Source organism: Pseudomonas sp. WS 5021 (genome assembly GCF_012985535.1).
GTDB lineage: Bacteria > Pseudomonadota > Gammaproteobacteria > Pseudomonadales > Pseudomonadaceae > Aquipseudomonas.
Window position 1 is genome coordinate 548,709 of sequence record NZ_JAAQWP010000001.1, and the last position, 20,787, is coordinate 569,495.

Consider the following 20,787-nt stretch of genomic DNA (forward strand, 5'->3'; position numbering starts at 1 on the left):
AAAGCTTAAGGGTGATCGAGCCGTTCGGCCACACCTATGCAGATGGCCATGATCAATTTCAGTTCCTTTTGCACGGTGCTCAAGGACACCTGCAACTGGTCGGCAATCTCCTGGTAGCTGCAACCGTGCAGGCGGCTGAGGATAAAGATCTGCTGCTGGCGGGCGCTCAACTGCCCGAGGCTGACGCTCAGGTGCTCCAGCAATTGCTCGGCGTGGGCGGCGTCTTCGGGCGTGGTGACTGGCGAGGCGACGCTTTGCAGGACATCCATCGGGACATCTTCCTGCAAGGTGCGGGACTGGATCCGACGCGAGCGTAGATGATCCAGGGCCAGGTTGCGCGCGGTCTGGAACACGAAAGGTTCGAGGTGATCAATCGGTCGTTCGCTGAGGGCCCGTGTGACGCGCAGGTAGGTTTCCTGCAACAGGTCCTCGGCGGTGCTGTGGTTATTCACCATCCGCTGCAAGGTGCGCAGTAGCACCACCCGTTGGGTGAGGAAGACTTGATTGAAGCGAGATAGGCTCACAGTGATACCGGACCGATTGGCAGTTAATGATAATGCTTATCATCAGCGCAAATGGCAAGTGGCGAATGTATGAGCTTGCACGAATCCCTGTGGGAGCTGGCTTGCCTGCGATTGCATCACTGAGTGGCGGCAGATACACCGCGCCGTCTGCATCGCAGGCAAGCCAGCTCCCACACAAGCCCGCTCCCACAGGGGGGGTTACTCGGCGTTACACAGCGCCAGGCAGTTATCCAGCATGCGGTTGGAGAAGCCCCATTCGTTGTCGTACCAGGCCAATACCTTGAGCAGCTTGCCGCTGGACTTGGTGTGGTTGGCGTCGAAGATCGACGACAGCGGGTTATGGTTGAAGTCGCTGGAAACCAGCGGCAGGGTGTTGTAGCCGAGGATTTTCGAGTGCTGGCTGGCTTCTTTGAGCAGCGCGTTGACCTCATCGGCCGTGGCTTCTTTTTTCAGTTGCACGGTCAGGTCCACCAGCGACACGTTGATCACCGGCACCCGCACCGCCATGCCGGTCAGCTTGCCTGCCAGTTCCGGCAGCACCAGGCCCACCGCTTCGGCAGCGCCGGTCTTGCTCGGGATCATGTTCTGCGTGGCCGAACGGGCGCGGTACGGGTCGGTGTGGTAGACGTCGGTCAGGTTCTGGTCGTTGGTGTAGGCATGAATGGTGGTCATCAGGCCGCTTTCGATACCCAGCTCGCGATGCAGCACCTGGGCCACCGGCGCCAGACAGTTGGTGGTGCAGGAGGCGTTGGAGATGATCTGGTGGGATTGACGCAAAATGTCATGGTTGACCCCGTAGACCACGGTGGCATCCGCGCCCTTGGCCGGGGCCGAGATGATCACCTTGCGCGCACCGGCGCTAATATGGGCGGCGGCCTTGTCACGGTCGGTGAACAGGCCGGTGCATTCGAACACCACGTCGATCTTGTGTGCAGCCCACGGCAGGTCGGCGGGGTTGCGAATGGCACTCACGGCAATCCGGTCGCCATTGACGGTCAGGCTTTCCTGATCGTGAGCGACCTCTGCATCGAAAGTGCCATGGACGGTGTCGTATTTGAGCAGGTGGGCATTGATCGAACTGTCGCCCAGGTCATTGATGGCGACGATCTGCAAATCCTGACGGTAGCCTTGGGTATAAAGTGCGCGCAGGACGTTGCGGCCAATGCGGCCAAAACCATTGATTGCAATTCGAAGAGTCATTTGAAAGCGCCTGTCGTCGATTTGTTGTAAGAATTACAAGATTATTCGCATAAAAATAGAAAACAAGCCTTTTTAGTGGCAATATTTTGTTCAATCTACAACGAGTGACCTGAATCAACTGGTCCGATTGGTCAAGTAACTCCCTGCCAACCTCTTCGCGGCGGGCTTTTGACCAGCATAGACACTCAGGTCGCCACATCCGTTAGCCTGGAGTTCTACACATGCATCCCCGCGTACTTGAGGTCACCGAACGCCTTATCGCCCGCAGCCGGGCAACCCGTGAGGCGTACCTTGCGCTGATTCGCGGCGCGGCCAGCGACGGGCCGATGCGCGGCAAGCTGCAATGCGCCAACTTTGCCCACGGCGTGGCCGGCTGCGGCACTGAAGACAAAAACAGCCTGCGCATGATGAATGCCGCCAACGTGGCAATTGTTTCGTCATATAACGACATGCTCTCGGCGCACCAGCCGTACGAACATTTCCCGGAACAGATCAAAAAAGCCCTGCGCGAAGTCGGCTCGGTTGGCCAGTTCGCCGGCGGCACCCCGGCCATGTGCGACGGCGTGACCCAGGGCGAGCCGGGCATGGAGCTGAGCCTGCTGAGCCGTGAAGTGATTGCCATGTCCACGGCGGTAGCGCTGTCCCACAACATGTTCGACGCCGCGCTGATGCTGGGGATCTGCGACAAGATCGTCCCCGGCCTGATGATGGGCGCCCTGCGTTATGGCCACCTGCCGATGATCTTCGTGCCCGGTGGGCCGATGCCGTCGGGCATCTCCAACAAGCAGAAGGCCGATGTGCGCCAGCGCTACGCCGAAGGCAAGGCCAGCCGCGAAGAGCTGCTGGAATCGGAGATGAAGTCCTACCACAGCCCCGGCACCTGCACCTTCTACGGCACCGCCAATACCAACCAGTTGCTGATGGAAGTGATGGGCCTGCACTTGCCGGGCGCCTCGTTCGTCAACCCGTACACACCGCTGCGTGATGCGCTGACCCGTGAGGCCGCGCACCAGGTCACGCGCCTGACCAAGGCCAACGGTAACTTCACGCCGATTGGCGAGATCGTCGACGAAAAATCCCTGGTCAACTCCATCGTCGCCCTCAACGCCACCGGCGGCTCGACCAACCACACCCTGCATATGCCGGCCATCGCCATGGCGGCGGGCATCATCCTCACCTGGCAGGACATGGCCGACCTCTCGGAAGTGGTGCCGACCCTGTCCCACGTCTACCCGAACGGCAAGGCCGACATCAACCACTTCCAGGCGGCGGGCGGCATGTCGTTCCTGATCCGCGAGCTGCTGGAAGCCGGCCTGCTCCACGAAGACGTCAACACCGTCGCCGGCCATGGCTTGAGCCGCTACACCCGCGAACCGTTCCTGGTGGACGGCGAACTGATCTGGCGCGAAGGCCCGATCGAAAGCCTCGACGAAAGCATCCTGCGCCCGGTAGCTCGGGCCTTCTCCCCGGAGGGCGGCTTGCGGGTGATGGAAGGCAACCTCGGCCGTGGGGTGATGAAAGTCTCGGCGGTGGCCCTCGAACATCAAATCGTCGAAGCGCCAGCCGTGGTGTTCCAGGACCAGCAGGACCTGGCCGATGCGTTCAAGGCCGGCCAGTTGGAGAAGGATTTTGTCGCCGTGATGCGCTTCCAGGGCCCGCGCTCTAATGGCATGCCGGAATTGCACAAGATGACGCCGTTCCTCGGTGTGCTCCAGGACCGTGGCTTCAAGGTTGCATTGGTGACAGACGGGCGTATGTCTGGCGCCTCGGGTAAAATCCCCGCCGCGATTCACGTCAGCCCCGAAGCCCAGCGTGGTGGCGCGCTGGCGCGGGTCAAGGATGGCGATATCATTCGCGTCGATGGCGTCAAAGGCACCCTGGAGCTTAAGGTGGACGCCGAAGAATTTGCAGCGCGCGCGCCTGCCACGGGCCTGTTGGGCAATAACGTGGGGGCCGGTCGCGAGCTGTTTGCATTTATGCGCCTGGCCGCAAGCTCCGCAGAGCAGGGCGCCAGCGCCTTTACCTCTGCCCTGGAGACACTCAAGTGAAGCTTGCGCTGGTTGGTGATATTGGCGGTACCAACGCCCGGTTTGCGTTGTGGCGGGACCAGGCACTGCATTCGATCCGGGTGCTGGCCACGGCGGATCACGCCAGCCCCGAGGAGGCGATCCAGGTCTACCTCGCCGAGGAAGGTTTGGCGCCGGGGTCCATCGGCGCGGTGTGCCTGTCGGTGGCGGGGCCGGTGAGTGGTGACGAGTTCAAGTTCACCAACAACCACTGGCGCCTGAGCAAGACCGCGTTCTGCAAGGCGCTGCAAGTGGACGAACTGTTGCTGGTCAATGACTTCTCGGCCATGGCCCTGGGCATGACTCGCCTGCAGCCTGATGAATACCGCGTGGTCTGCGCCGGCACACCGGAGCCGTGGCGCCCGGCGGTGGTGATCGGCCCGGGCACGGGGCTGGGCGTGGGCACTCTGCTCGACCTGGGCGCCGGCCGCTGGGCTGCGTTGCCGGGGGAGGGCGGGCATGTCGACCTGCCCCTGAGCAGCCCACGGGAAACCCAGTTGTGGCAGCACATCTACAACGAAATCGGGCATGTCAGCGCCGAGACGGCCCTGAGCGGCGGCGGTTTGCCCCGCTTGTACCGGGCGATCTGCGCGGTGGACGGCCACCCGGCGGTATTGCAAACCCCGGAGGCGATTACCGCTGCGGGGCTGGCTGGCGATCCGGTGGCGATGGAGGTCCTGGACCAGTTCAGCATCTGGCTGGGCCGCGTGGCCGGCAATAACGTGCTGACCACCGGTGCCCGGGGTGGTGTGTATATCGTGGGCGGGGTGATCCCGCGGTTTGCCGAGTTCTTTATCAACAGTGGTTTTGCCAAGAGCTTTGCGGACAAAGGCTGCATGAGCGACTACTTCAAAGGTATCCCGGTGTGGTTGGTGACGGCGCCGTATTCCGGGTTGACCGGGGCGGGCGTGGCATTGGAGCAGGCATTTGCGTAGGCAGTGATGGCCTTATCGCGGGCAGGCCCGCTCCCACATTTGATTGTGTTCACAAATCAAAATCTGGGAGTGGGCCTGCCCGCGATGGGGCCCTAGAGAGCACCCCATAACAACAAGGAGGCCCCCGTGAGCGTAATCAGTAAATCCATTCTCCTGGTCGACGACGACGAGGAAATCCGCGAGTTGCTGCAAACCTACCTCAGTCGCGCCGGCTTCCAGGTGCGGGGCGTGCCCAATGGCGCGGGGTTCCGCCAGGCCATGGACGAGGCCCCGTGCGACCTGGTGATCCTCGATGTGATGCTGCCCGACGAAGACGGCTTCAGCCTCTGCCGCTGGGTGCGCCAGCACCCGCGCCAGGCCCAGGTGCCGATCATCATGCTCACTGCCAGCTCCGACGAAGCCGACCGGGTCATCGGCCTGGAACTGGGCGCCGACGATTACATCGGTAAACCCTTCAGCCCGCGGGAGTTGCAGGCACGCATCAAGGCCCTGTTGCGCCGCTGCCAGTTTGGCCAGGAGCGCACGGGTGGCGACGTGCTGGTGTTCGATGAGTGGCGGTTGGACATGATCAGCCATCGGCTGTTTCACGTTGATGGCGAGGAAGTCATCCTGTCCGGTGCCGACTTTGCCCTGCTCAAGCTGTTCCTCGATCACCCACAGCAAATTCTTGATCGCGACACCATTGGCAACGCCACCCGTGGCCGTGACCTGATGCCCCTCGACCGTATTGTCGACATGGCTGTCAGCCGCCTGCGACAACGCCTGCGTGATACCGAGAAACCTCCACGGCTGATCCGCACCGTGCGCGGCAGCGGTTACCAACTGGCGGCCAGTGTGGTTGCCAGCAATGCCCACTGAACGCCGGCGCATTCCGGTCCCGCGTTCATTGCTGGGGCGCATGCTACTGCTGACCCTGTTGGCGGTGCTGTTTGCCCAGGCGTTATCCAGCGTGATCTGGGTCTCGCAACTGCGCGCCACCCAGCTTGAAGGCCTGGTCACCAGCGCCCGCAGCCTGGCCCATTCGATGACCGCCAGCGTCAGCTATTTCCGTTCGCTGCCGGTGGCTTATCGGCCGCTGGTGCTCGACCAGTTGCGCAGCATGGGTGGCACGCGTTTTGTGGTGACACTCAACGACAAGCCGCTGGATATGCAGATCTTGCCGCAAACCCCGCGCAAACAGGCGGTGCTCGGCGCGGTGGACGAAGTGCTGCGCCAGACCCTGGGCAGTGACGTGCATTTTTCGGTGGAGTTTGTCAGTGCCGAAGACCTGCGCATCTTCAATGCCGGCCTGAAACTCGATGAATTGCCACGCTCCTGGGCGCATTACGCCCTGACCCTGGAGCCGGTCAACCCGCCGGTACTGGTGACGCAGATCGAGTTGGGCGCCGGCGAATGGCTATATATCGCCTCGTTGTTGCCCGAGCCCTACACCAGCCTCGAAGAACAGGGCCTGCCGTCCCAGCAGGTGTGGTTTATCGTGCTGACCAGTGGCTTTCTGTTGCTGTTTATCGGCTTGCTGGTGCATTGGCAGAGCCGGCCGCTCAAGCGCCTGGCGCGGGCGGCGCGGGACCTGTCCCTGGGCGCCGACGTGGAACCGGTGGCCGAAGGTGGCGGCAGCGAAGTGGTGGAAGTGGGCCGTGCGTTCAATGCCATGCGCGAGCGGATCAGCCGCTACCTGACTGAACGCAGCCAGTTGTTCAGTGCAATTTCCCACGACCTGCGCACCCCCATCACACGCCTGCGGCTGCGGGTAGAACTGCTGGAAGACGAAAAGCTGCAAGCCAAGTTCGGCCGCGACCTGGATGAGCTGGAACTGCTGGTCAAGGGCGCGTTGCAGTGCGTCAAGGACACCGATATCCACGAGAACATCGAGCCGGTGGACCTCAACCATGTGCTCGACTGCCTGGTGGAACCGTATCTTGCGCCCAACGGCAATGGCCGGGTGACCCAGCATGGCCGGGCGTTGACGGCCTATCCGGGCAAGCCGCTGGCGCTCAAGCGCTGCATTGGCAACCTGATCGATAACGCCCTGAAGTACGGGCAGAACGCCCATCTGCGTATCGAGGACGATGGCGCGCAGTTCATCCTGCATGTGGATGACGAGGGCCCCGGGGTGCCGGAGCAGCGTCTGGAGCAGGTCTTCGAACCGCACTTTCGCCTGGCCGGGCAGCAGCAGGGTTATGGCCTGGGGCTGGGGATCGCCCGCAATATCGCCCACAGCCATGGCGGTGAAGTCAGCCTGCAAAATTTGCGTGAAGGTGGCCTACGGGTGACCTTGCAACTGCCCCGGACCCTGGACTAAACAACACCGCGTCACCCTGTAGGAGCTGGCTTGCCAGCGATAGCGATACATCAGTCACATTTGCAGTACCTGACCTACCGCAATCGCTGGCAAGCCAGCTCCTACAGACGGGCGTTGGGTCAGATGCTCTGGCGTAGCCTGGCCAAGTCGCGCAACGGCGGCGCGCCAAACAACCGGCTGTATTCCCGGCTGAACTGCGACGGGCTCTCATACCCCACTCGATACCCCGCCGCCGAGGCTTCCAGGCCTTCGGCGATCATCAGGCGCCGGGCCTCCTGCAAGCGCAACTGCTTCTGGTACTGCAACGGGCTCATGGCGGTGATGGCCTTGAAGCGGTGGTGCAGGGTCGACACGCTGAGATTCACTTCCTTGGCCAGATCATCGATGCGCAGCGGTTGTTCATAGTTGCCGTTCAACCAGGTGATCGCCCGGCTGACCCGATGGCTCTGGCTATTGGCCACGGCAATTTCGTACAGGCGATAGCCCTGTGGCCCACGCAGTAGTCGGTAGAGAATCTCGCGATTGATCAACGGCGCCAACATCGCGATATCTTTGGGCGTATCCAGCAGGCGTGCCAGGCGCAATACGGCGTCGAGCAACTGGGTGTCGATCCGGTCGACATACATGCCGCGTGCGGTCGGGCGCGTGGGCACGCCCATCGGCCCGGCTTCGGCAATCAGGGCGGTCAGTTGCGCCGGGTCGATATTGATGCGCACCGACAGGTTGGGGTCTTCGACTGTGGCGTCGATGACTCGCCCGGCCACCGGCATTGCGACTGAGAACACCAGGTAGTTGAGAGGGTCGTAGGCAAAAATTTCGTCGGCCAGGCGCACTTCCTTACTGCCGTTGGCGAGGATGCACAGCGCAGGTTCCACCAGCACCGGCATGAAGTCGCGTGGCGTGTTGTGGCGGTTCAGGTACAGCGAGGTGATCGCTGTGCCGTAGGAACCGTCTTCCCAGGTATGCCGGTGCACAATGCTCGCCAGTTCGGCGCGCTGTTTTTCCATCTCGGCATCGAGGGGAATGGACTGCTGTTCGGGCGACGACATGGGGCGTCCTCTGCATGCTTCTTTGATGGGCACAGCTTAGCGGTGGCGGTGCAGCAGCGTTATGTCGATTCTGCACAATCCTTGCCTGATCCTGCGGCGCGTCTTCAATCAGGCAAGCACACAGCCTGTCATCTGCCTGAAACAAGGCGCCAACCCCTGCAATAAAGCCTGACGCCAAACCCTGGGTCTACGCTTCTGGCAGGATTGTGCAATAAGCCGGCAGGAATCGACTAACCGCGCTGGGGCCTGCGCCCGTATCTTTGACCCTGTGGCAACACGCCCCCACAGTGCTTGCCGAGCATCACTTCTCAACGGGAGAGTCGAACATGTCCACCCCCATTCCCGCGAGCCATATGGCCTTTATCCGCGCCCGCAGCGGGTGCAGCACCGAACTGGGTGCACGCTTGAGCAGTTTGATCGAACCGGGCCGCCAGGCTCAGGGTTGCCTGCAATTCTCGTTGCAGCACTCCCAGGTTGACCCCGATGTATGGCTGGTTTCAGGTTTCTGGAGCAGCGAACAGGCGATGAGCGCTTATTTCAGCTCGCCGGCCCTGATGCTGTTTACCGAGCTGTTGAACGACATGGTCGTGCGCAGCATGGACTTCCAGACCTTCACCGACGCATCCGCCGCCAATGCCTACGGCGAGTACCTGCAACTGGCAGGTTAAGGTTTAGAATGGCCGACTTTCCATTGGCCAGGACCTGCAACATGGCACGTAAAGAGTTTGCCCACCACGAAGCTGTTTCCGCCCTTGTACGCGAAGACCAGGGTGGCTATAGCGCCGCCATCGCCGTCAAGGCACTGGACGGCATGAGCGCACCGCGCTTTCACAAGATCCTCGATGGCCAACTGTTCAAGACTGCCGACGACGCCGACGATGCGGCGGCCCAGCAATTGGAGCGTTTGATCGCTATCGATGAAGAGGGCCAGTTGGCCTGGGCAACTGCAGCAAACTAAAGAACACCACCGACCCAATTGTGGGAGCGGGCTTGCTCGCGAAAGCGTCATGTCAGCCAGCCAATTTGGAACTGATCCACCGCTTTCGCGAGCAAGCCCGCTCCCACACAAGCCCGCTCCCACATTTTTAATTGCATTGCATCCAATCAGGGTTTGGTAGCACCTGGTCGGTACATCTTGAACAGCGCTTGCGGTCCCAGCTGGAAATAATCCGCCGGGCCGCCGCCCCGCAGAATCGGCTCGGCCGCTGCGGTGTCGTACACCCCATCCTTGAGCAGCCATTTGGCGATGTGCACCGCGACCACTTCGCCAAGTACCAGCCAACTGGGCACCAGCTCCCTGTCGGCCCGCTGCAACTGAATGATCTGCGTAACCTTGCACTCGAACGACACCGGGCTTTCGCCGACCCGTGGCACGGCAATCACCTTGGACGCCACTGGCGTCAGCCCGGCCAATTCAAACTCGTTGACCTCTGGCGACACGGCGGCGCAGCTCTGGTTCATCTGCTCGGCCAGCGGGCGCGTGGCCAGGTTCCAGACAAACTCGCCGGTCTGTTCGATGTTATTCAGGCTGTCTTTACGCCCGACACTGGAAAAACCAATGATCGGCGGGATGTAGTTGAAGGCATTGAAAAAACTGTAGGGCGCCAGGTTCAGGCGGCCTTGGTTGTCCTGGGACGAAATCCAGCCAATCGGGCGCGGGCCGACGATGGCGTTGAACGGGTCATGGGGCAGGCCGTGGCCGTTGGCGGGTTCATAGAAATGGATATCGTCAGGCATGGACGGCGGTTCCTGCGGCGGGGAAAGCGCAATAGTGCAGGCCCAAGGGCAGGATTTCCACCGGATTGGCGCTGCCCTATGGAATTTTCATCCATCGCCCACCTATTTTTCACAGCTGCACGGCCAGTCTGCACGCCAGGTCGATACCCCCCCATGAGTCGGCCTTTCGAGACTGAACTCTGGAGCCTTCTGCACAATGAACAAACTACCTCAGATTACCCTGGCGTTCTGGGTCATGAAGATCTGTGCGACCACCCTTGGCGAAACCGCCGGGGACTTGTTGTCGATGACCCTGAATGTCGGCTACGCCATCAGTTCGATGATCCTGCTCAGCGTGTTCCTCATCACGTTGCTGACGCAGTTATGGTCGAAAACCTACAACCCGGTGCTGTACTGGATCGTGATCCTGTCGACGAGCACGGCGGGCACCACCATGTCCGATTTTATGGACCGTACCCTGGGCCTGGGGTACGCCTCCGGTTCGATGATCCTGATTGTCCTGTTACTGATAGTGTTCGCCCTCTGGCACCTGAGCGGCAATTCGCTGAACGTGAACAAGGTGCAGACCCCGCGCGGCGAGCTGTTCTACTGGGTGGCAATCCTGCTCTCCAACACCCTGGGCACGGCCCTGGGGGACTTCCTGGCCGACGACTCTGGCCTGGGCTTTGCTGGCGGTGCGATGTTGATCGGCGCGAGCATCCTGCTGGTGGTGGCGCTCAAATACTGCACGACGGTTTCGTCGGTGGTGTTGTTCTGGGTAGCGTTTGTGTTGACCCGGCCCTTTGGCGCGACCCTCGGGGACTTCCTGACCAAACCCCATGAAAAGGGCGGCCTGGACTTTGGCACTGTCGGCTCATCGGCGGTGCTGGCGGCCGTGCTGCTGGTGATGATCGCCGGTGCCTGGTATGTACAGCGCCGGGATAACCGCCAGCCGCTGGCAGAGCTGTCCTGACGGGATAAAAAAGGGGCCATGTCATTTGCATGACATGGCCCCTTTTCTACACCTGGCGAACGCTTAGTCCGTGGTGATCCGCGAATGCTTGCGGGTGTCTTTCATGGTGATGTAGACCAACAGCGATACGGCAATACACGCGGTGACGTACCAGTAGTAGCCGGTTTCCATGCCGATGCTCTTGAACCACAGCGCGATGTATTCGGCGGTGCCGCCGAAGATCGACACGGTCAGTGCGTAAGGCAGGCCTACACCCAGCGCACGGATTTCGGTGGGGAACAGCTCGGCCTTCACCACGGCGTTGATCGAGGTGTAGCCGCTGACGATGATCAGCGCCGCCATGATCAGGAAGAACGCGCCCCACCAGGTCTGGACAGTGTGCAGGGTGGTGAGGATCGGCACGGTGAACAGGGTGCCGAGGATGCCGAAGGCGATCAGGATCGGCCGGCGACCGACCTTGTCGGACAGGCCACCGACAATCGGTTGCAGGCACATGAACAGGAACAGCGTGGCCGCAGAGATGGTGGTGGAGTCGGAGATGCTCATGCCGACGGTGTTCACCAGGTACTTCTGCATGTAGGTGGTGTAGGTGTAGAAGGCCAGGGTGCCGCCCATGGTCAGGCCGACCACGGTCATCAGTTCCTTGGGGTGGCGCATCAAGGTGCGCATCGCGCTTTCCTTGGCTTTTTCCTTCTTGGTGAACGACTCGGTTTCTTCCATGCCACGTCGCAGGTACAGGGCCACCACCGCGCACAGGGCGCCGATGGCGAACGGGATACGCCAGCCCCAGGCATACAACTCTTCAGTGGTGAGGAGCTGTTGCAGCACGATCAGTACCGCCAACGCGATGAGCTGGCCGGAGATCAGAGTCACGTACTGGAAGCTGGAGAAGAAGCCGCGACGTTCCTTGGTCGCCATTTCACTCAGGTAGGTGGCCGAGGTGCCGTATTCGCCACCCACCGACAGGCCTTGCAGCAAGCGGGCGAACACCAGCAGGATCGGCGCGCCGACACCGATGGTTTCATAACCGGGGCTCAGGGCGATGATCAGCGAGCCGAAGCACATCAGCAGCACCGACGCCATCAACGCGGCTTTACGGCCTGCGCGGTCGGCGTAGAGGCCCATCAGCCAGCCGCCAATCGGGCGCATCAAAAAGCCCACGGCAAAAATCGCGGCGGTGTTGAGCAGTTGGGCGGTGGTGTCGCCTTTAGGGAAGAAGGCTTTGGCGAAGTACAGCGAGAAAGCGGCGTAGACGTACCAGTCATACCACTCGACCATGTTGCCGACCGATCCGCTGAAGATCGACTTGATACGGCTGGAAGTGGTGCGTTCTTGCGCCGGCGCAGCCGCCGACCCCAGAGGCAGGGAATTGGAGTTATCCATTGAAGGATCCTTCATGTCATTGTTTTTGTGGAGCGCGCGTCAGCGCAGCCTGGTTGCAGCTATAGCAGGAGCTGTGCCAAGCAGGGGGAGGCCCGTTCTAGAGGGGTTGGGGGATTTTTTTGAGCGGAAAGCCGCTGATGGTTTTTTGGTGATGAGCGGAAATCCGCTTATGGCGGCTATCCTCATCGCAGGCAAGCCAGCTCCCACATTTTGATTTGCGAATACATTCAAGTGTGGGAGCTGGCTTGCCTGCGATGAGGCCCTAAGGGGCCTTCTCAATCGGGCGACAGAAACATTTCCCGGGTCAGCCCATGGCGCTGCAGCTTTTCATTGAAGGTCCGCCGTGGCAGTTGCAGCTCCGCCAGCACCGCCTTGATATCGCCTTTGTGCCGGGTCAGCGCAGCTTTCAGGCAATGGGCTTCGAACGCTTCCTGCTGGGCCGCCAGGGATTGCCCGGCCTCGATGCCTTCCGGCTCCGGCTCGCCGAGGCCCAGCACCTGGCGTTCGGCAACGTTGGCCAGTTCGCGCACGTTGCCCGGCCAGTCATGGCTGAGCAGCCGCCCCAATTGCGGCCCGCTGAGGGGCGCGGCCTCGCGGCCCAGGCGTTCGGCGGCGCTCTGGGTGAAGTGGTCGAACAGCAGCGGGATATCTTCGCGGCGCTCACGCAGCGGCGGCAGGCGCAGTTGCGCCACGGTCAGGCGGTAGGCCAGGTCTTCGCGAAAACGTCCGGCGCGGGCTTCGTCCAGCAGGTCGGGCTTGGTCGCGGCAATGATGCGCAGGTCGACCTTGATGCTCTGGTTCGAGCCCAGGCGCTCCAGCTTCTGTTCCTGCAACACCCGCAGCAGCTTCACCTGCTGGGCCAGGGGCATGCTTTCGATCTCATCGAGAAACAGCGTACCGCCGTCGGCGTACTCCAGCTTGCCGATGCGCTTGCCCTGGGCGCCGGTGAAAGCGCCGCTTTCATGGCCGAACAGTTCGGCTTCAAACAATTGCTCGGGAATCGCCGCACAGTTGAGCGCGACAAAAGGTTTTTTGGCCCGTGGCCCGAAGTCATGCAGGCAGCGGGCGACCAGTTCCTTGCCGCTGCCGGTCTCGCCACGGATCAGCACGTTGACCGGCAAGGCGGCGAGGTCCAGCACCTGGCGGCGCAAGTTCTGCAGGCTGCGCGACACCCCCAGCAGGCTCGACTCCAGTTGGGCGCGATGATCGGCCTGTTGGTGTAGGCGGCGGTTCTCCAGGATCAGCCCGCGCTTGTCCAGGGCCCGGTGCAGGCTGGCGAGCAGGGCGTCGGGGCTGAAGGGCTTTTCCAGAAAGTCGTAGGCACCGTCGCGCATGGCTTCGACGGCCATCGGCACGTCGCCATGGCCGGTCAGGAGGATCACCGGCAGGTCGGCATCGCGCCGTTGTACTTCGGCCAGCAGCTCCAGGCCGCTGAGGCCCGGCATGCGCACATCGCTGAGAATCACCCCGGGAAAGTCCCTGGGCAGGTGGGCCAGGCAGTCCTCGGCGCGGCTGAACAACTGCACCGCGAACCCGGAGAGGTTCAGCCACTGTTCCACGGCCGTGCGGATGCTGGCCTCGTCATCAACCACGATCACCGCGTTCAGCATAGGTCCGGCGCCTCCAGCGCGATGGGCAGGGTCAGGGTGAAGACGGCGCCGTCGCCCTGATTGGCCGCACTCAGGCGTCCGCCCAGTTCATGCACGATAGCGTAGGACACCGCCAACCCGAGCCCGAGCCCGTCACCCACCGGCTTGGTGGTGAAGAACGGGTCGAACACGTTGTTCAGGTGTTCCTCGGCAATGCCGCCGCCGCTGTCGCTGACGCTCAGGTGCCACAGTTGTTGATCGGCATGCAGGCGGATTTCCAGGCGCTTGCGCGGTTTGTCGGCCATGGCATCCAGGGCATTGCGCAACAAGTTGATCAGCACTTGCTCCAGGCGAATGGCATCGCCGCGTACCCAGGCCGGGCGAGTCAGGTCGAGCACGGTGCCGATGGCTTCGTCGCGCAGGCGTGCGTCGAGCAAGTGCAGGGACTGGTCGACCACGGTTGCCAGGTCCAGGCGTTCGCGCAGGCCGCTGGGGCTTTTGCGGGCGAAGGTCTTGAGGTGGCCGGTAAGGGCGGCCATGCGAGTGAGCATGTCGTCCAATGGCGTCAGCGCCTGATAGGCGTCATCGATGCGCCCGTGATCGAGCAGCAGGCGCAAGGTAGCCAGTTGCATGCGCTGAGTGGTCAGCGGCTGGTTGATTTCATGGGCCAGGGCCGCAGACATCTGTCCCAGCGCCGCCAGCTTGGCCGATTGCACCAAGCCATCCTGGGCGGTGCGCAAGGCGCGGGTGCGTTCTTCCACCAGGCGCTCCAGCTCTTCGCGGCTGCGCTGGCGCAAGCGGGCCAGGCGCCAGCGCTGGCTGAGGAACAGCACCAGGAACACCAGGGTCAACCACAGGCCCGCCGCGGCGAGGCCGGCGTTGCGTTGGTCTTCAAAGGCCACCTGGGGTTTGCGCAGCAGGTGCAGGGTCCAGCCTTCGGCTTTGAGGGGCAGGGACTCCCAGATGTAGTTGGCGTTGCCTTCGGGCCCGGCCACGCGCACCAGATGACTGTTCTCGTCAAAACGCTGCAAGGTCTGGGTGTCCAGGGGCTGCAATTGCTTCTTGTCGTATTGGCGCGTGGCCTTGAGTTCGGCCAGATCGTTGGCCGACAGCGGACGCAGGTTGCGGTAACGCCATCCGGGTTTATTGGCGATAAACACGATGCCCCGGGCATCGCTGACTAGCAACAGGTCGTCGCCCTGGGCCCATCCGCGCTCCAGCTCCGGAAACTCCAGTTTCACCACCATGGCGCCGATGAACTGCTCCTGCTCATCCACCACCGCGCTGGAAAGGAAGTACCCCGGAATCCCGGTGGTCACCCCCACCGCATAAAAACGCCCGGTGCCCTGGCTGCGGGTCTGGCTGAAATAGGGGCGGAACGCATAGTTATGGCCGACATAACTGCTGGGCAGGCGCCAGTTGCTGGCGGCCACCGCCAGGCCGGTGCGGTCCATCAGTTCCAGGGTCGATGACTGCGCCGCACCGTTGATGCGCTCCAGTTTGTGGTTGAGCACCTCCTGGGTCGCCGGATCCAGCGGGCCTTTCAGGGCGCGGATCATTTCCGAATCCAGGGCCAGCACGGCGGGCAGGGCGCGGTAGCGTTCGATCAAGGTGTGCAAGGAGTTGGCATACAGCGCCAGTTGCTGGTTCGCACGGCCGGCATCGTCCACCAGGGACTGGCGTTCCGCCTGGCGCATGGCGACTGCGGCGGCCAGGACGGCACCGGCAATAATCAGCAGGGAGTAGAAGGTCAAACGCAATGGGCGAGGGATCGCGATCATACGAGAATGAACAGCTGCAGTAGGGGGCGAGCACCATAACATGCAGCAGGACGAGCGCAGTACTTGTGGGAACGGGCTTGCCCGCGATTGCATCGACGCGTTCTGCTGCCAGACCGCAGTGCCTGCATCGCGGGCAAGCCCGCTCCCACAAAATCCCCGGTCATAAAAAAGGCGACTGTGGCATGGAGCCACAGTCGCCTTTTATCCTTGCGGGGACGTGCTTACTGCACTTCTACCGCCAGGCTTTCACTGATTTTTTGCTGCCAGATGGCGGGACCTGTGATGTGGACCGACTCGCCCTTGCTGTCGACTGCAACAGTGACCGGCATGTCCTTGACGTCGAACTCGTAGATCGCTTCCATGCCCAGTTCGGCGAAGGCCACCACGCGCGACTTCTTGATGGCTTGCGCCACCAGGTAGGCCGCACCGCCGACTGCCATCAGGTACACGGCCTTGTGGTCCTTGATCGCTTCGATGGCGGTCGGGCCGCGCTCGGATTTGCCGATCATGCCCAACAGGCCAGTCTGCTCGAGGATCTGGCGGGTGAACTTGTCCATCCGCGTGGCGGTGGTCGGGCCAGCCGGGCCAACCACTTCTTCGCGCACCGGATCTACCGGGCCGACGTAGTAGATGAAACGACCCTTGAGGTCTACCGGCAGGGTTTCACCCTTGTTCAGCATCTCGACCATGCGCTTGTGCGCCGCGTCGCGACCGGTGAGCATCTTGCCGTTGAGCAGTACGGTTTCTCCCGGTTTCCAGCTTTGCACGTCTTCCGGGGTCAGGGTGTCGAGGTTGACACGGCGGGCCGACGGGCCGGCTTCCCAGACAATTTCCGGGTAGGCGTCCAGCGGCGGCGCTTCGAGCGAGGCCGGACCGGAACCGTCGAGCACGAAGTGCGCGTGACGGGTGGCGGCGCAGTTGGGGATCATGCACACCGGCAGCGAAGCGGCGTGGGTCGGGTAATCCATGATCTTCACGTCGAGCACGGTGGTCAGGCCACCCAGGCCCTGGGCGCCGATCCCCAGTTGGTTGACCTTCTCGAACAGCTCCAGGCGCATCTCTTCGATACGGTTGGACGGGCCGCGCTTTTTCAGCTCGTGGATGTCGATGGATTCCATCAACACTTCCTTGGCCATGACGGCGGCTTTCTCGGCGGTACCGCCGATGCCGATGCCGAGCATGCCCGGTGGGCACCAGCCGGCACCCATGGTCGGAACGGTCTTGAGCACCCAATCGACGATGGAGTCGGACGGGTTGAGCATGGCCATTTTCGACTTGTTCTCGGAACCACCGCCCTTGGCGGCCACGTCCACTTCCACGGTGTTACCCGGGACGATGGAGTAGTGGATCACGGCCGGGGTGTTGTCCTTGGTGTTTTTGCGCGCGCCGGCCGGGTCGGCGAGGATCGAGGCACGCAGGACGTTTTCCGGCAGGTTGTAGGCGCGACGCACGCCTTCGTTGATCATGTCGTCCAGGCCCATGGTGGCGCCATCCCAGCGTACATCCATGCCCACGCGCACGAACACGGTGACGATCCCGGTGTCCTGGCAGATCGGGCGGTGGCCGGTGGCACACATGCGCGAGTTGATCAGGATCTGGGCCATGGAGTCACGGGCGGCCGGCGATTCTTCGCGCAGGTAGGCTTCGTGCATTGCCTGGATGAAGTCAACGGGATGGTAGTAGGAAATGAATTGCAGGGCGTCGGCAACGCTCTGAATCAGGTCGTCTTGCTTGATCACGGTCATGAGTCGCGCTCCTCTATAAGGGAACATTCAATAAAGGTGGCTTCAGATGGGTGTATCGGTCGCTGAAGCCACCTTTTCCAAGGCACGCCGGGTAGTGCTGGCGCGACGCTAAAAAGGCGCGGCAGTATAACCCGGCGCGATGGCCGATACACCCGACGATGGTCAAACTCTCCCGACCACCCTAGGAGCCGGCTCCTGCAAAAAGCAGTTACAGTGATCGCACATTTTGATTCGAGGCCTTTCATGCCTGAACTGCACGTCGGCGAACGCCAGTGGTCGGTCTCCACCGGCAGCAATCTGCTGGATGCCTTGAACCAGGCCGGTGTGGCCGTGCCTTACAGTTGCCGCGCGGGCAGTTGCCATGCCTGCCTGGTGCGTTGCCGGGGTGAGGTCGAGGACAAGCAGCCCGACGCCCTGAGCCCGGCCCAGCGCCAGGACGGTTGGCGCCTGGCCTGCCAGTGCCAGGTCACAGGCGATGTACAGGTCGAGGCCTTTGACCCCTTGCGCGACGGCGCGGCGGCAACGGTGCTGAGCGCCGATTGGCTGAACCCGACGGTGTTGCGCCTGCGCCTGCAACCCCAGCACGGGCTACGTTACCGGGCCGGGCAGCACCTGGTGTTGTGGGCGGGGACGGTGGCGCGGCCTTATTCCCTGGCCAGCCTGCCCCAGGAAGATCCGTTTTTGGAGTTCCACCTCGATTGCCGCCTGCCCGGCGAGTTCAGCGATCGTGCCCGCCGGCTTGAGGCCGGTGACCCATTACGCCTGGGCGAATTGCGCGGCGGGGCGTTGCATTACGATCCGGACTGGCAAGCGCGGCCGCTGTGGCTGCTGGCATCCGGCACGGGGCTGGGGCCGCTGTGGGGCGTGTTGCGCGAAGCCCTGCGCCAGGATCACCAGGGCGCTATCCGCGTGATTCACCTGGCCCATGATACGGACGGGCATTATCTGGCCGAGCCCCTGGCCCAACTTGCCGCCAGCCACGGCAACCTCACCATCGAGCTGTGGACGGCGGCGCAGTTGGCCGGTGCCTTGGCGCAACTGCGGCTTGTATCCCGGCAAACCCTGGCCTTGCTCTGCGGGCACCCCAGCAGTGTCGAGGCGTTTTCCAAGCGCCTGTTCCTGGCGGGCTTGCCGCGTAATCAACTGCTGGCCGATGTGTTCCTGCCCCGTGGTTGAGCGCTGATGGCTATCTGCGAGAACTCACCGTGTGCATTTGAAATGCATTGCAATGTGGGAGCGGGCCTTTGCAGTCAATCAATCACTCTCCTTTGGAATGCAAAAGGCCCTGGCATTCACATGCCAGGGCCTTTGCTTTGAGCAGGTCAGTCACTCAGACCATTGGGTCGCCAACGTGCAGGATCTTCATGCCGTTGGTGCCACCGATGGTGTGGTAGCTGTCGCCCTTGGTCAGGATCACCCAATCGCCTTTCTCGACTACGCCACGCTTGAGCAGTTCGTCGATGGCAGCCTGGCTGACTTGCTCAGGCGGCAGCGACGCCGGGTCGAACGGTACGGTGTAGACGCCACGGAACATGGCCGCGCGGGCCTGGGTTTCGCGGTGCGGGGAGAACGCGTAGATCGGGATCGAGGAGCGGATGCGCGACATGATCAACGGCGTGTAGCCACTTTCGGTCAGGGCGATGATCGCCTTTACGCCCGGGAAGTGGTTGGCGGTGTACATGGCGGCCAGGGCAATGCTCTGGTCGCAGCTTTCGAACACTTTGCCGATGCGGTGGCTGGAGGTCTTGCTGGTCGGGTGCTTTTCAGCGCCGACGCAGATACGCGCCATGGCCTGGACCGCTTCCAGCGGGTACGGGCCGGCAGCACTTTCTGCCGAGAGCATCACGGCATCGGTGTAGTCGAGCACGGCGTTGGCCACGTCGGACACTTCGGCACGGGTCGGCATCGGGTTCTGGATCATCGACTCCATCATCTGGGTCGCAACGATCACCGCTTTATTGTGGCGGCGTGCGTGCAGGATGATTTTCTTCTGGATGCCGATCAGCTCCGCGTCACCGATTTCCACGCCGAGGTCGCCACGGGCAACCATCACTGCATCGGACGCCTTGATCAGGCCGTCGAGGGTTTCGTCGTCGGCCACGGCTTCGGCGCGCTCGATCTTCGCCACCAGCCAGGCAGTACCGCCGGCTTCGTCGCGCAGTTGGCGGGCGTACTCCATGTCGGCGGCGTCGCGTGGGAAGGACACGGCGAGGTAGTCCACTTCCATTTCGGCGGCGAGCTTGATGTCAGCCTTGTCTTTTTCGGTCAGGGCCGGTGCAGTCAGGCCACCACCGCGACGGTTGATGCCTTTGTGGTCGGACAGCGGGCCGCCGATGATCACGGTGCAGTTGAGCTCGGTGACGGTGGCGGTGTCGACACGCATGACCACACGGCCGTCGTCCAGCAGCAGTTCGTCGCCGACGCCGCAGTCTTTCACCAGGTCCGGGTAGTCGATACCCACGACTTGCTGGTTGCCTTCGGTCAGCGGATGGCTGGTGGAGAAGGTGAATTTGTCACCGATCTTCAGCTCGATGCGCTTGTTGGCGAATTTGGCGATACGGATCTTCGGACCTTGCAGGTCACCCAGTAGCGCGACGAAGCGGCCATGCTTGGCGGCGAGGTCACGTACCAGCTTGGCGCGAGCCTTGTGCTCGTCCGGGGTGCCGTGGGAGAAGTTCAGACGGGCAACGTCCAGGCCAGCCAGAATCAGCTGTTCGAGGACTTCCGGCGAGTTACTGGCCGGGCCAAGGGTGGCGACGATTTTGGTACGACGGACGGACATGCACGGACTCCTGAGTTCTAGCGCTGGGGAAGGCTACTATGCTCTTTGGCTGTAGTCATTGTTCGTTTGCACTACTTATTGTCGATTCGCTTGTTTTCACTCTATGACGCCAGACGAACAACCTTGAAGATTTTCGCCCAAGGGTCGATACACTGCTCAAGACAGGAGAACACCCCATGCGAGTTTTGATCATTGCTGCCCTGGCCGTCAGTGTTGTCGGCTGTACCCGTTGGTCGATGGACCATCATTTGAACAATGCCTACCGTGCCTACAACGTGGGCGATTGTGAGCGGGTCACCCTGGAATTGTCCCAGGTCGACCGTGAAAGCCGGTCCCGTCGCTACGTGCAGCCGGAAGTCTCGATGCTGCGTGGGCAGTGCCTGGAACGGCAGAAGCTGTTTGTGGATGCGGTGCAGACTTATCAGTTCATCATTAGCCAGTACCCATCGAGTGAGTACGCGTTCCGGGCCCGTGCACGCCTGGATACGCTGCAACAACTGGGGCATTACCCTGGCGCAAGTGCAGCGCGCGCGCGACCTGCAGCCTTGTGATGATATACGCCATTTAATTGCTGGCCTCTTGCCAGAGTTGGGCTATTCTTTTGAAGTACGTTTGTATAACTTTCAATTCAAACAGACACAAAAACAGGATTCGGTGGTTGTAGAGTGACAGGGCAGGGGCCGCTGTTGCACCGGGATCCAGGAGAGCGGGGGGGGCATGTAGCTTCCCGGCCCGAATCACA

18 protein-coding genes are annotated in these 20,787 nt (G+C 62.1%); 9 read left to right on the top strand and 9 right to left on the bottom strand.

Going from position 1 to position 20,787, the window contains the following annotated elements; translation table 11 throughout:
* Positions 1–5 precede the first annotated feature (5 nt).
* On the bottom strand, positions 6–524 hold the full coding sequence (locus HBO19_RS02490) for a sigma-70 family RNA polymerase sigma factor (RefSeq protein WP_169954629.1): 519 nt from the start codon (positions 522–524) through the stop codon (positions 6–8).
* Positions 525–722: 198 nt separating this feature from the next.
* On the bottom strand, positions 723–1,724 hold the full coding sequence (gap, locus tag HBO19_RS02495) for a type I glyceraldehyde-3-phosphate dehydrogenase (RefSeq protein WP_029295415.1): 1,002 nt from the start codon (positions 1,722–1,724) through the stop codon (positions 723–725).
* A 221-nt stretch (positions 1,725–1,945) separates the two neighbouring features.
* Here gap and edd point away from each other — a divergent pair, with 221 nt between their 5' ends.
* The 4 genes from edd (at position 1,946) to HBO19_RS02515 (ending at position 7,027) form a co-directional block, all read left to right on the top strand.
* Positions 1,946–3,772 carry a phosphogluconate dehydratase gene (gene edd / locus HBO19_RS02500; RefSeq protein WP_170056839.1) on the top strand — a complete coding sequence of 609 codons (1,827 nt, stop codon included), beginning with the start codon at positions 1,946–1,948 and terminating at the stop codon, positions 3,770–3,772.
* On the top strand, positions 3,769–4,725 hold the full coding sequence (locus HBO19_RS02505; protein ID WP_169954631.1) for a glucokinase: 957 nt from the start codon (positions 3,769–3,771) through the stop codon (positions 4,723–4,725). Before edd ends, HBO19_RS02505 begins: the two co-directional genes overlap by 4 nt.
* Before the next feature lie 126 nt (positions 4,726–4,851).
* Positions 4,852–5,583: a response regulator transcription factor gene (locus HBO19_RS02510; protein WP_169954632.1), complete on the top strand. Its 732-nt coding sequence runs from the start codon at positions 4,852–4,854 to the stop codon at positions 5,581–5,583.
* A complete protein-coding gene (locus HBO19_RS02515) occupies positions 5,573–7,027 on the top strand; it encodes an ATP-binding protein (protein ID WP_169954633.1) in 1,455 nt (484 codons plus the stop codon). The genes HBO19_RS02510 and HBO19_RS02515 overlap by 11 nt, the downstream gene beginning before the upstream one ends.
* 119 nt (positions 7,028–7,146) lie before the next feature.
* Here the strand turns inward: HBO19_RS02515 and HBO19_RS02520 are convergent, their stop codons facing one another.
* Complete coding sequence (locus HBO19_RS02520; RefSeq protein ID WP_170056840.1) at positions 7,147–8,076, bottom strand: AraC family transcriptional regulator; 930 nt, start codon at positions 8,074–8,076, stop codon at positions 7,147–7,149.
* 326 nt (positions 8,077–8,402) lie between these two features.
* On the opposite strand from HBO19_RS02520, the gene HBO19_RS02525 reads away from it, so the two are divergent.
* Together HBO19_RS02525 and HBO19_RS02530 are read left to right on the top strand one after the other, a co-directional pair.
* The gene (locus HBO19_RS02525) at positions 8,403–8,744 is read left to right on the top strand and encodes an antibiotic biosynthesis monooxygenase family protein (protein WP_024077189.1); all 342 of its coding nucleotides are present in this window, start codon (positions 8,403–8,405) and stop codon (positions 8,742–8,744) included.
* Between the two features lie 8 nt (positions 8,745–8,752).
* Positions 8,753–9,034 carry a hypothetical protein gene (locus HBO19_RS02530; RefSeq protein WP_169954636.1) on the top strand — a complete coding sequence of 94 codons (282 nt, stop codon included), beginning with the start codon at positions 8,753–8,755 and terminating at the stop codon, positions 9,032–9,034.
* A 146-nt stretch (positions 9,035–9,180) separates the two neighbouring features.
* Here the strand turns inward: HBO19_RS02530 and HBO19_RS02535 are convergent, their stop codons facing one another.
* Positions 9,181–9,813 carry a flavin reductase family protein gene (locus tag HBO19_RS02535; protein WP_170056841.1) on the bottom strand — a complete coding sequence of 211 codons (633 nt, stop codon included), beginning with the start codon at positions 9,811–9,813 and terminating at the stop codon, positions 9,181–9,183.
* 196 nt (positions 9,814–10,009) lie between these two features.
* On the opposite strand from HBO19_RS02535, the gene HBO19_RS02540 reads away from it, so the two are divergent.
* A complete protein-coding gene (locus HBO19_RS02540) occupies positions 10,010–10,765 on the top strand; it encodes a hypothetical protein (RefSeq protein ID WP_170056842.1) in 756 nt (251 codons plus the stop codon).
* A 63-nt stretch (positions 10,766–10,828) separates the two neighbouring features.
* Here the strand turns inward: HBO19_RS02540 and HBO19_RS02545 are convergent, their stop codons facing one another.
* The 4 genes from HBO19_RS02545 to HBO19_RS02560 all read right to left on the bottom strand — a co-directional run bounded on the left by HBO19_RS02545 (position 10,829) and on the right by HBO19_RS02560 (position 17,263).
* A complete protein-coding gene (locus tag HBO19_RS02545; protein WP_169954639.1) occupies positions 10,829–12,148 on the bottom strand; it encodes an MFS transporter in 1,320 nt (439 codons plus the stop codon).
* A 275-nt stretch (positions 12,149–12,423) separates the two neighbouring features.
* Entirely contained in the window at positions 12,424–13,758 is a 1,335-nt protein-coding gene (locus tag HBO19_RS02550) for a sigma-54 dependent transcriptional regulator (protein WP_170056843.1), read from the bottom strand.
* Entirely contained in the window at positions 13,752–15,518 is a 1,767-nt protein-coding gene (locus HBO19_RS02555) for an ATP-binding protein (protein WP_169954641.1), read from the bottom strand. The genes HBO19_RS02550 and HBO19_RS02555 overlap by 7 nt, the downstream gene beginning before the upstream one ends.
* Before the next feature lie 221 nt (positions 15,519–15,739).
* Positions 15,740–17,263 carry a fumarate hydratase gene (locus HBO19_RS02560; protein ID WP_131062231.1) on the bottom strand — a complete coding sequence of 508 codons (1,524 nt, stop codon included), beginning with the start codon at positions 17,261–17,263 and terminating at the stop codon, positions 15,740–15,742.
* A gap of 243 nt (positions 17,264–17,506) precedes the next feature.
* On the opposite strand from HBO19_RS02560, the gene HBO19_RS02565 reads away from it, so the two are divergent.
* Entirely contained in the window at positions 17,507–18,439 is a 933-nt protein-coding gene (locus HBO19_RS02565; protein ID WP_170056844.1) for an iron-sulfur-binding ferredoxin reductase, read from the top strand.
* A 154-nt stretch (positions 18,440–18,593) separates the two neighbouring features.
* Here HBO19_RS02565 and pyk read toward each other — a convergent pair whose 3' ends face one another.
* Entirely contained in the window at positions 18,594–20,045 is a 1,452-nt protein-coding gene (gene pyk, locus HBO19_RS02570) for a pyruvate kinase (protein ID WP_029295454.1), read from the bottom strand.
* A 176-nt stretch (positions 20,046–20,221) separates the two neighbouring features.
* Between pyk and HBO19_RS02575 the strand changes: the two genes are divergently transcribed.
* Positions 20,222–20,596, top strand: coding sequence for a tetratricopeptide repeat protein (locus HBO19_RS02575; RefSeq protein WP_170041883.1), 375 nt, complete (start codon positions 20,222–20,224; stop codon positions 20,594–20,596).
* The last annotated feature ends 191 nt before the right edge of the window (positions 20,597–20,787 follow it).

Bases quoted from the DNA above. Each gene is read 5' to 3' on its own strand.
- gap (WP_029295415.1), bottom strand. From the start codon at position 1,724: ATGACTCTTCGAATTGCAATCAATGGTTTTGGCCGCATTGGCCGCAAC.
- edd (WP_170056839.1), top strand. From the start codon at position 1,946: ATGCATCCCCGCGTACTTGAGGTCACCGAACGCCTTATCGCCCGCAGC.
- HBO19_RS02515 (WP_169954633.1), top strand. From the start codon at position 5,573: ATGCCCACTGAACGCCGGCGCATTCCGGTCCCGCGTTCATTGCTGGGG.
- HBO19_RS02520 (WP_170056840.1), bottom strand. From the start codon at position 8,076: ATGTCGTCGCCCGAACAGCAGTCCATTCCCCTCGATGCCGAGATGGAA.
- HBO19_RS02525 (WP_024077189.1), top strand. From the start codon at position 8,403: ATGTCCACCCCCATTCCCGCGAGCCATATGGCCTTTATCCGCGCCCGC.
- HBO19_RS02530 (WP_169954636.1), top strand. From the start codon at position 8,753: ATGGCCGACTTTCCATTGGCCAGGACCTGCAACATGGCACGTAAAGAG.
- HBO19_RS02535 (WP_170056841.1), bottom strand. From the start codon at position 9,813: ATGCCTGACGATATCCATTTCTATGAACCCGCCAACGGCCACGGCCTG.
- HBO19_RS02540 (WP_170056842.1), top strand. From the start codon at position 10,010: ATGAACAAACTACCTCAGATTACCCTGGCGTTCTGGGTCATGAAGATC.
- HBO19_RS02545 (WP_169954639.1), bottom strand. From the start codon at position 12,148: ATGGATAACTCCAATTCCCTGCCTCTGGGGTCGGCGGCTGCGCCGGCG.
- HBO19_RS02550 (WP_170056843.1), bottom strand. From the start codon at position 13,758: ATGCTGAACGCGGTGATCGTGGTTGATGACGAGGCCAGCATCCGCACG.
- HBO19_RS02555 (WP_169954641.1), bottom strand. From the start codon at position 15,518: ATGATCGCGATCCCTCGCCCATTGCGTTTGACCTTCTACTCCCTGCTG.
- HBO19_RS02560 (WP_131062231.1), bottom strand. From the start codon at position 17,263: ATGACCGTGATCAAGCAAGACGACCTGATTCAGAGCGTTGCCGACGCC.
- HBO19_RS02565 (WP_170056844.1), top strand. From the start codon at position 17,507: ATGCCTGAACTGCACGTCGGCGAACGCCAGTGGTCGGTCTCCACCGGC.
- pyk (WP_029295454.1), bottom strand. From the start codon at position 20,045: ATGTCCGTCCGTCGTACCAAAATCGTCGCCACCCTTGGCCCGGCCAGT.
- HBO19_RS02575 (WP_170041883.1), top strand. From the start codon at position 20,222: ATGCGAGTTTTGATCATTGCTGCCCTGGCCGTCAGTGTTGTCGGCTGT.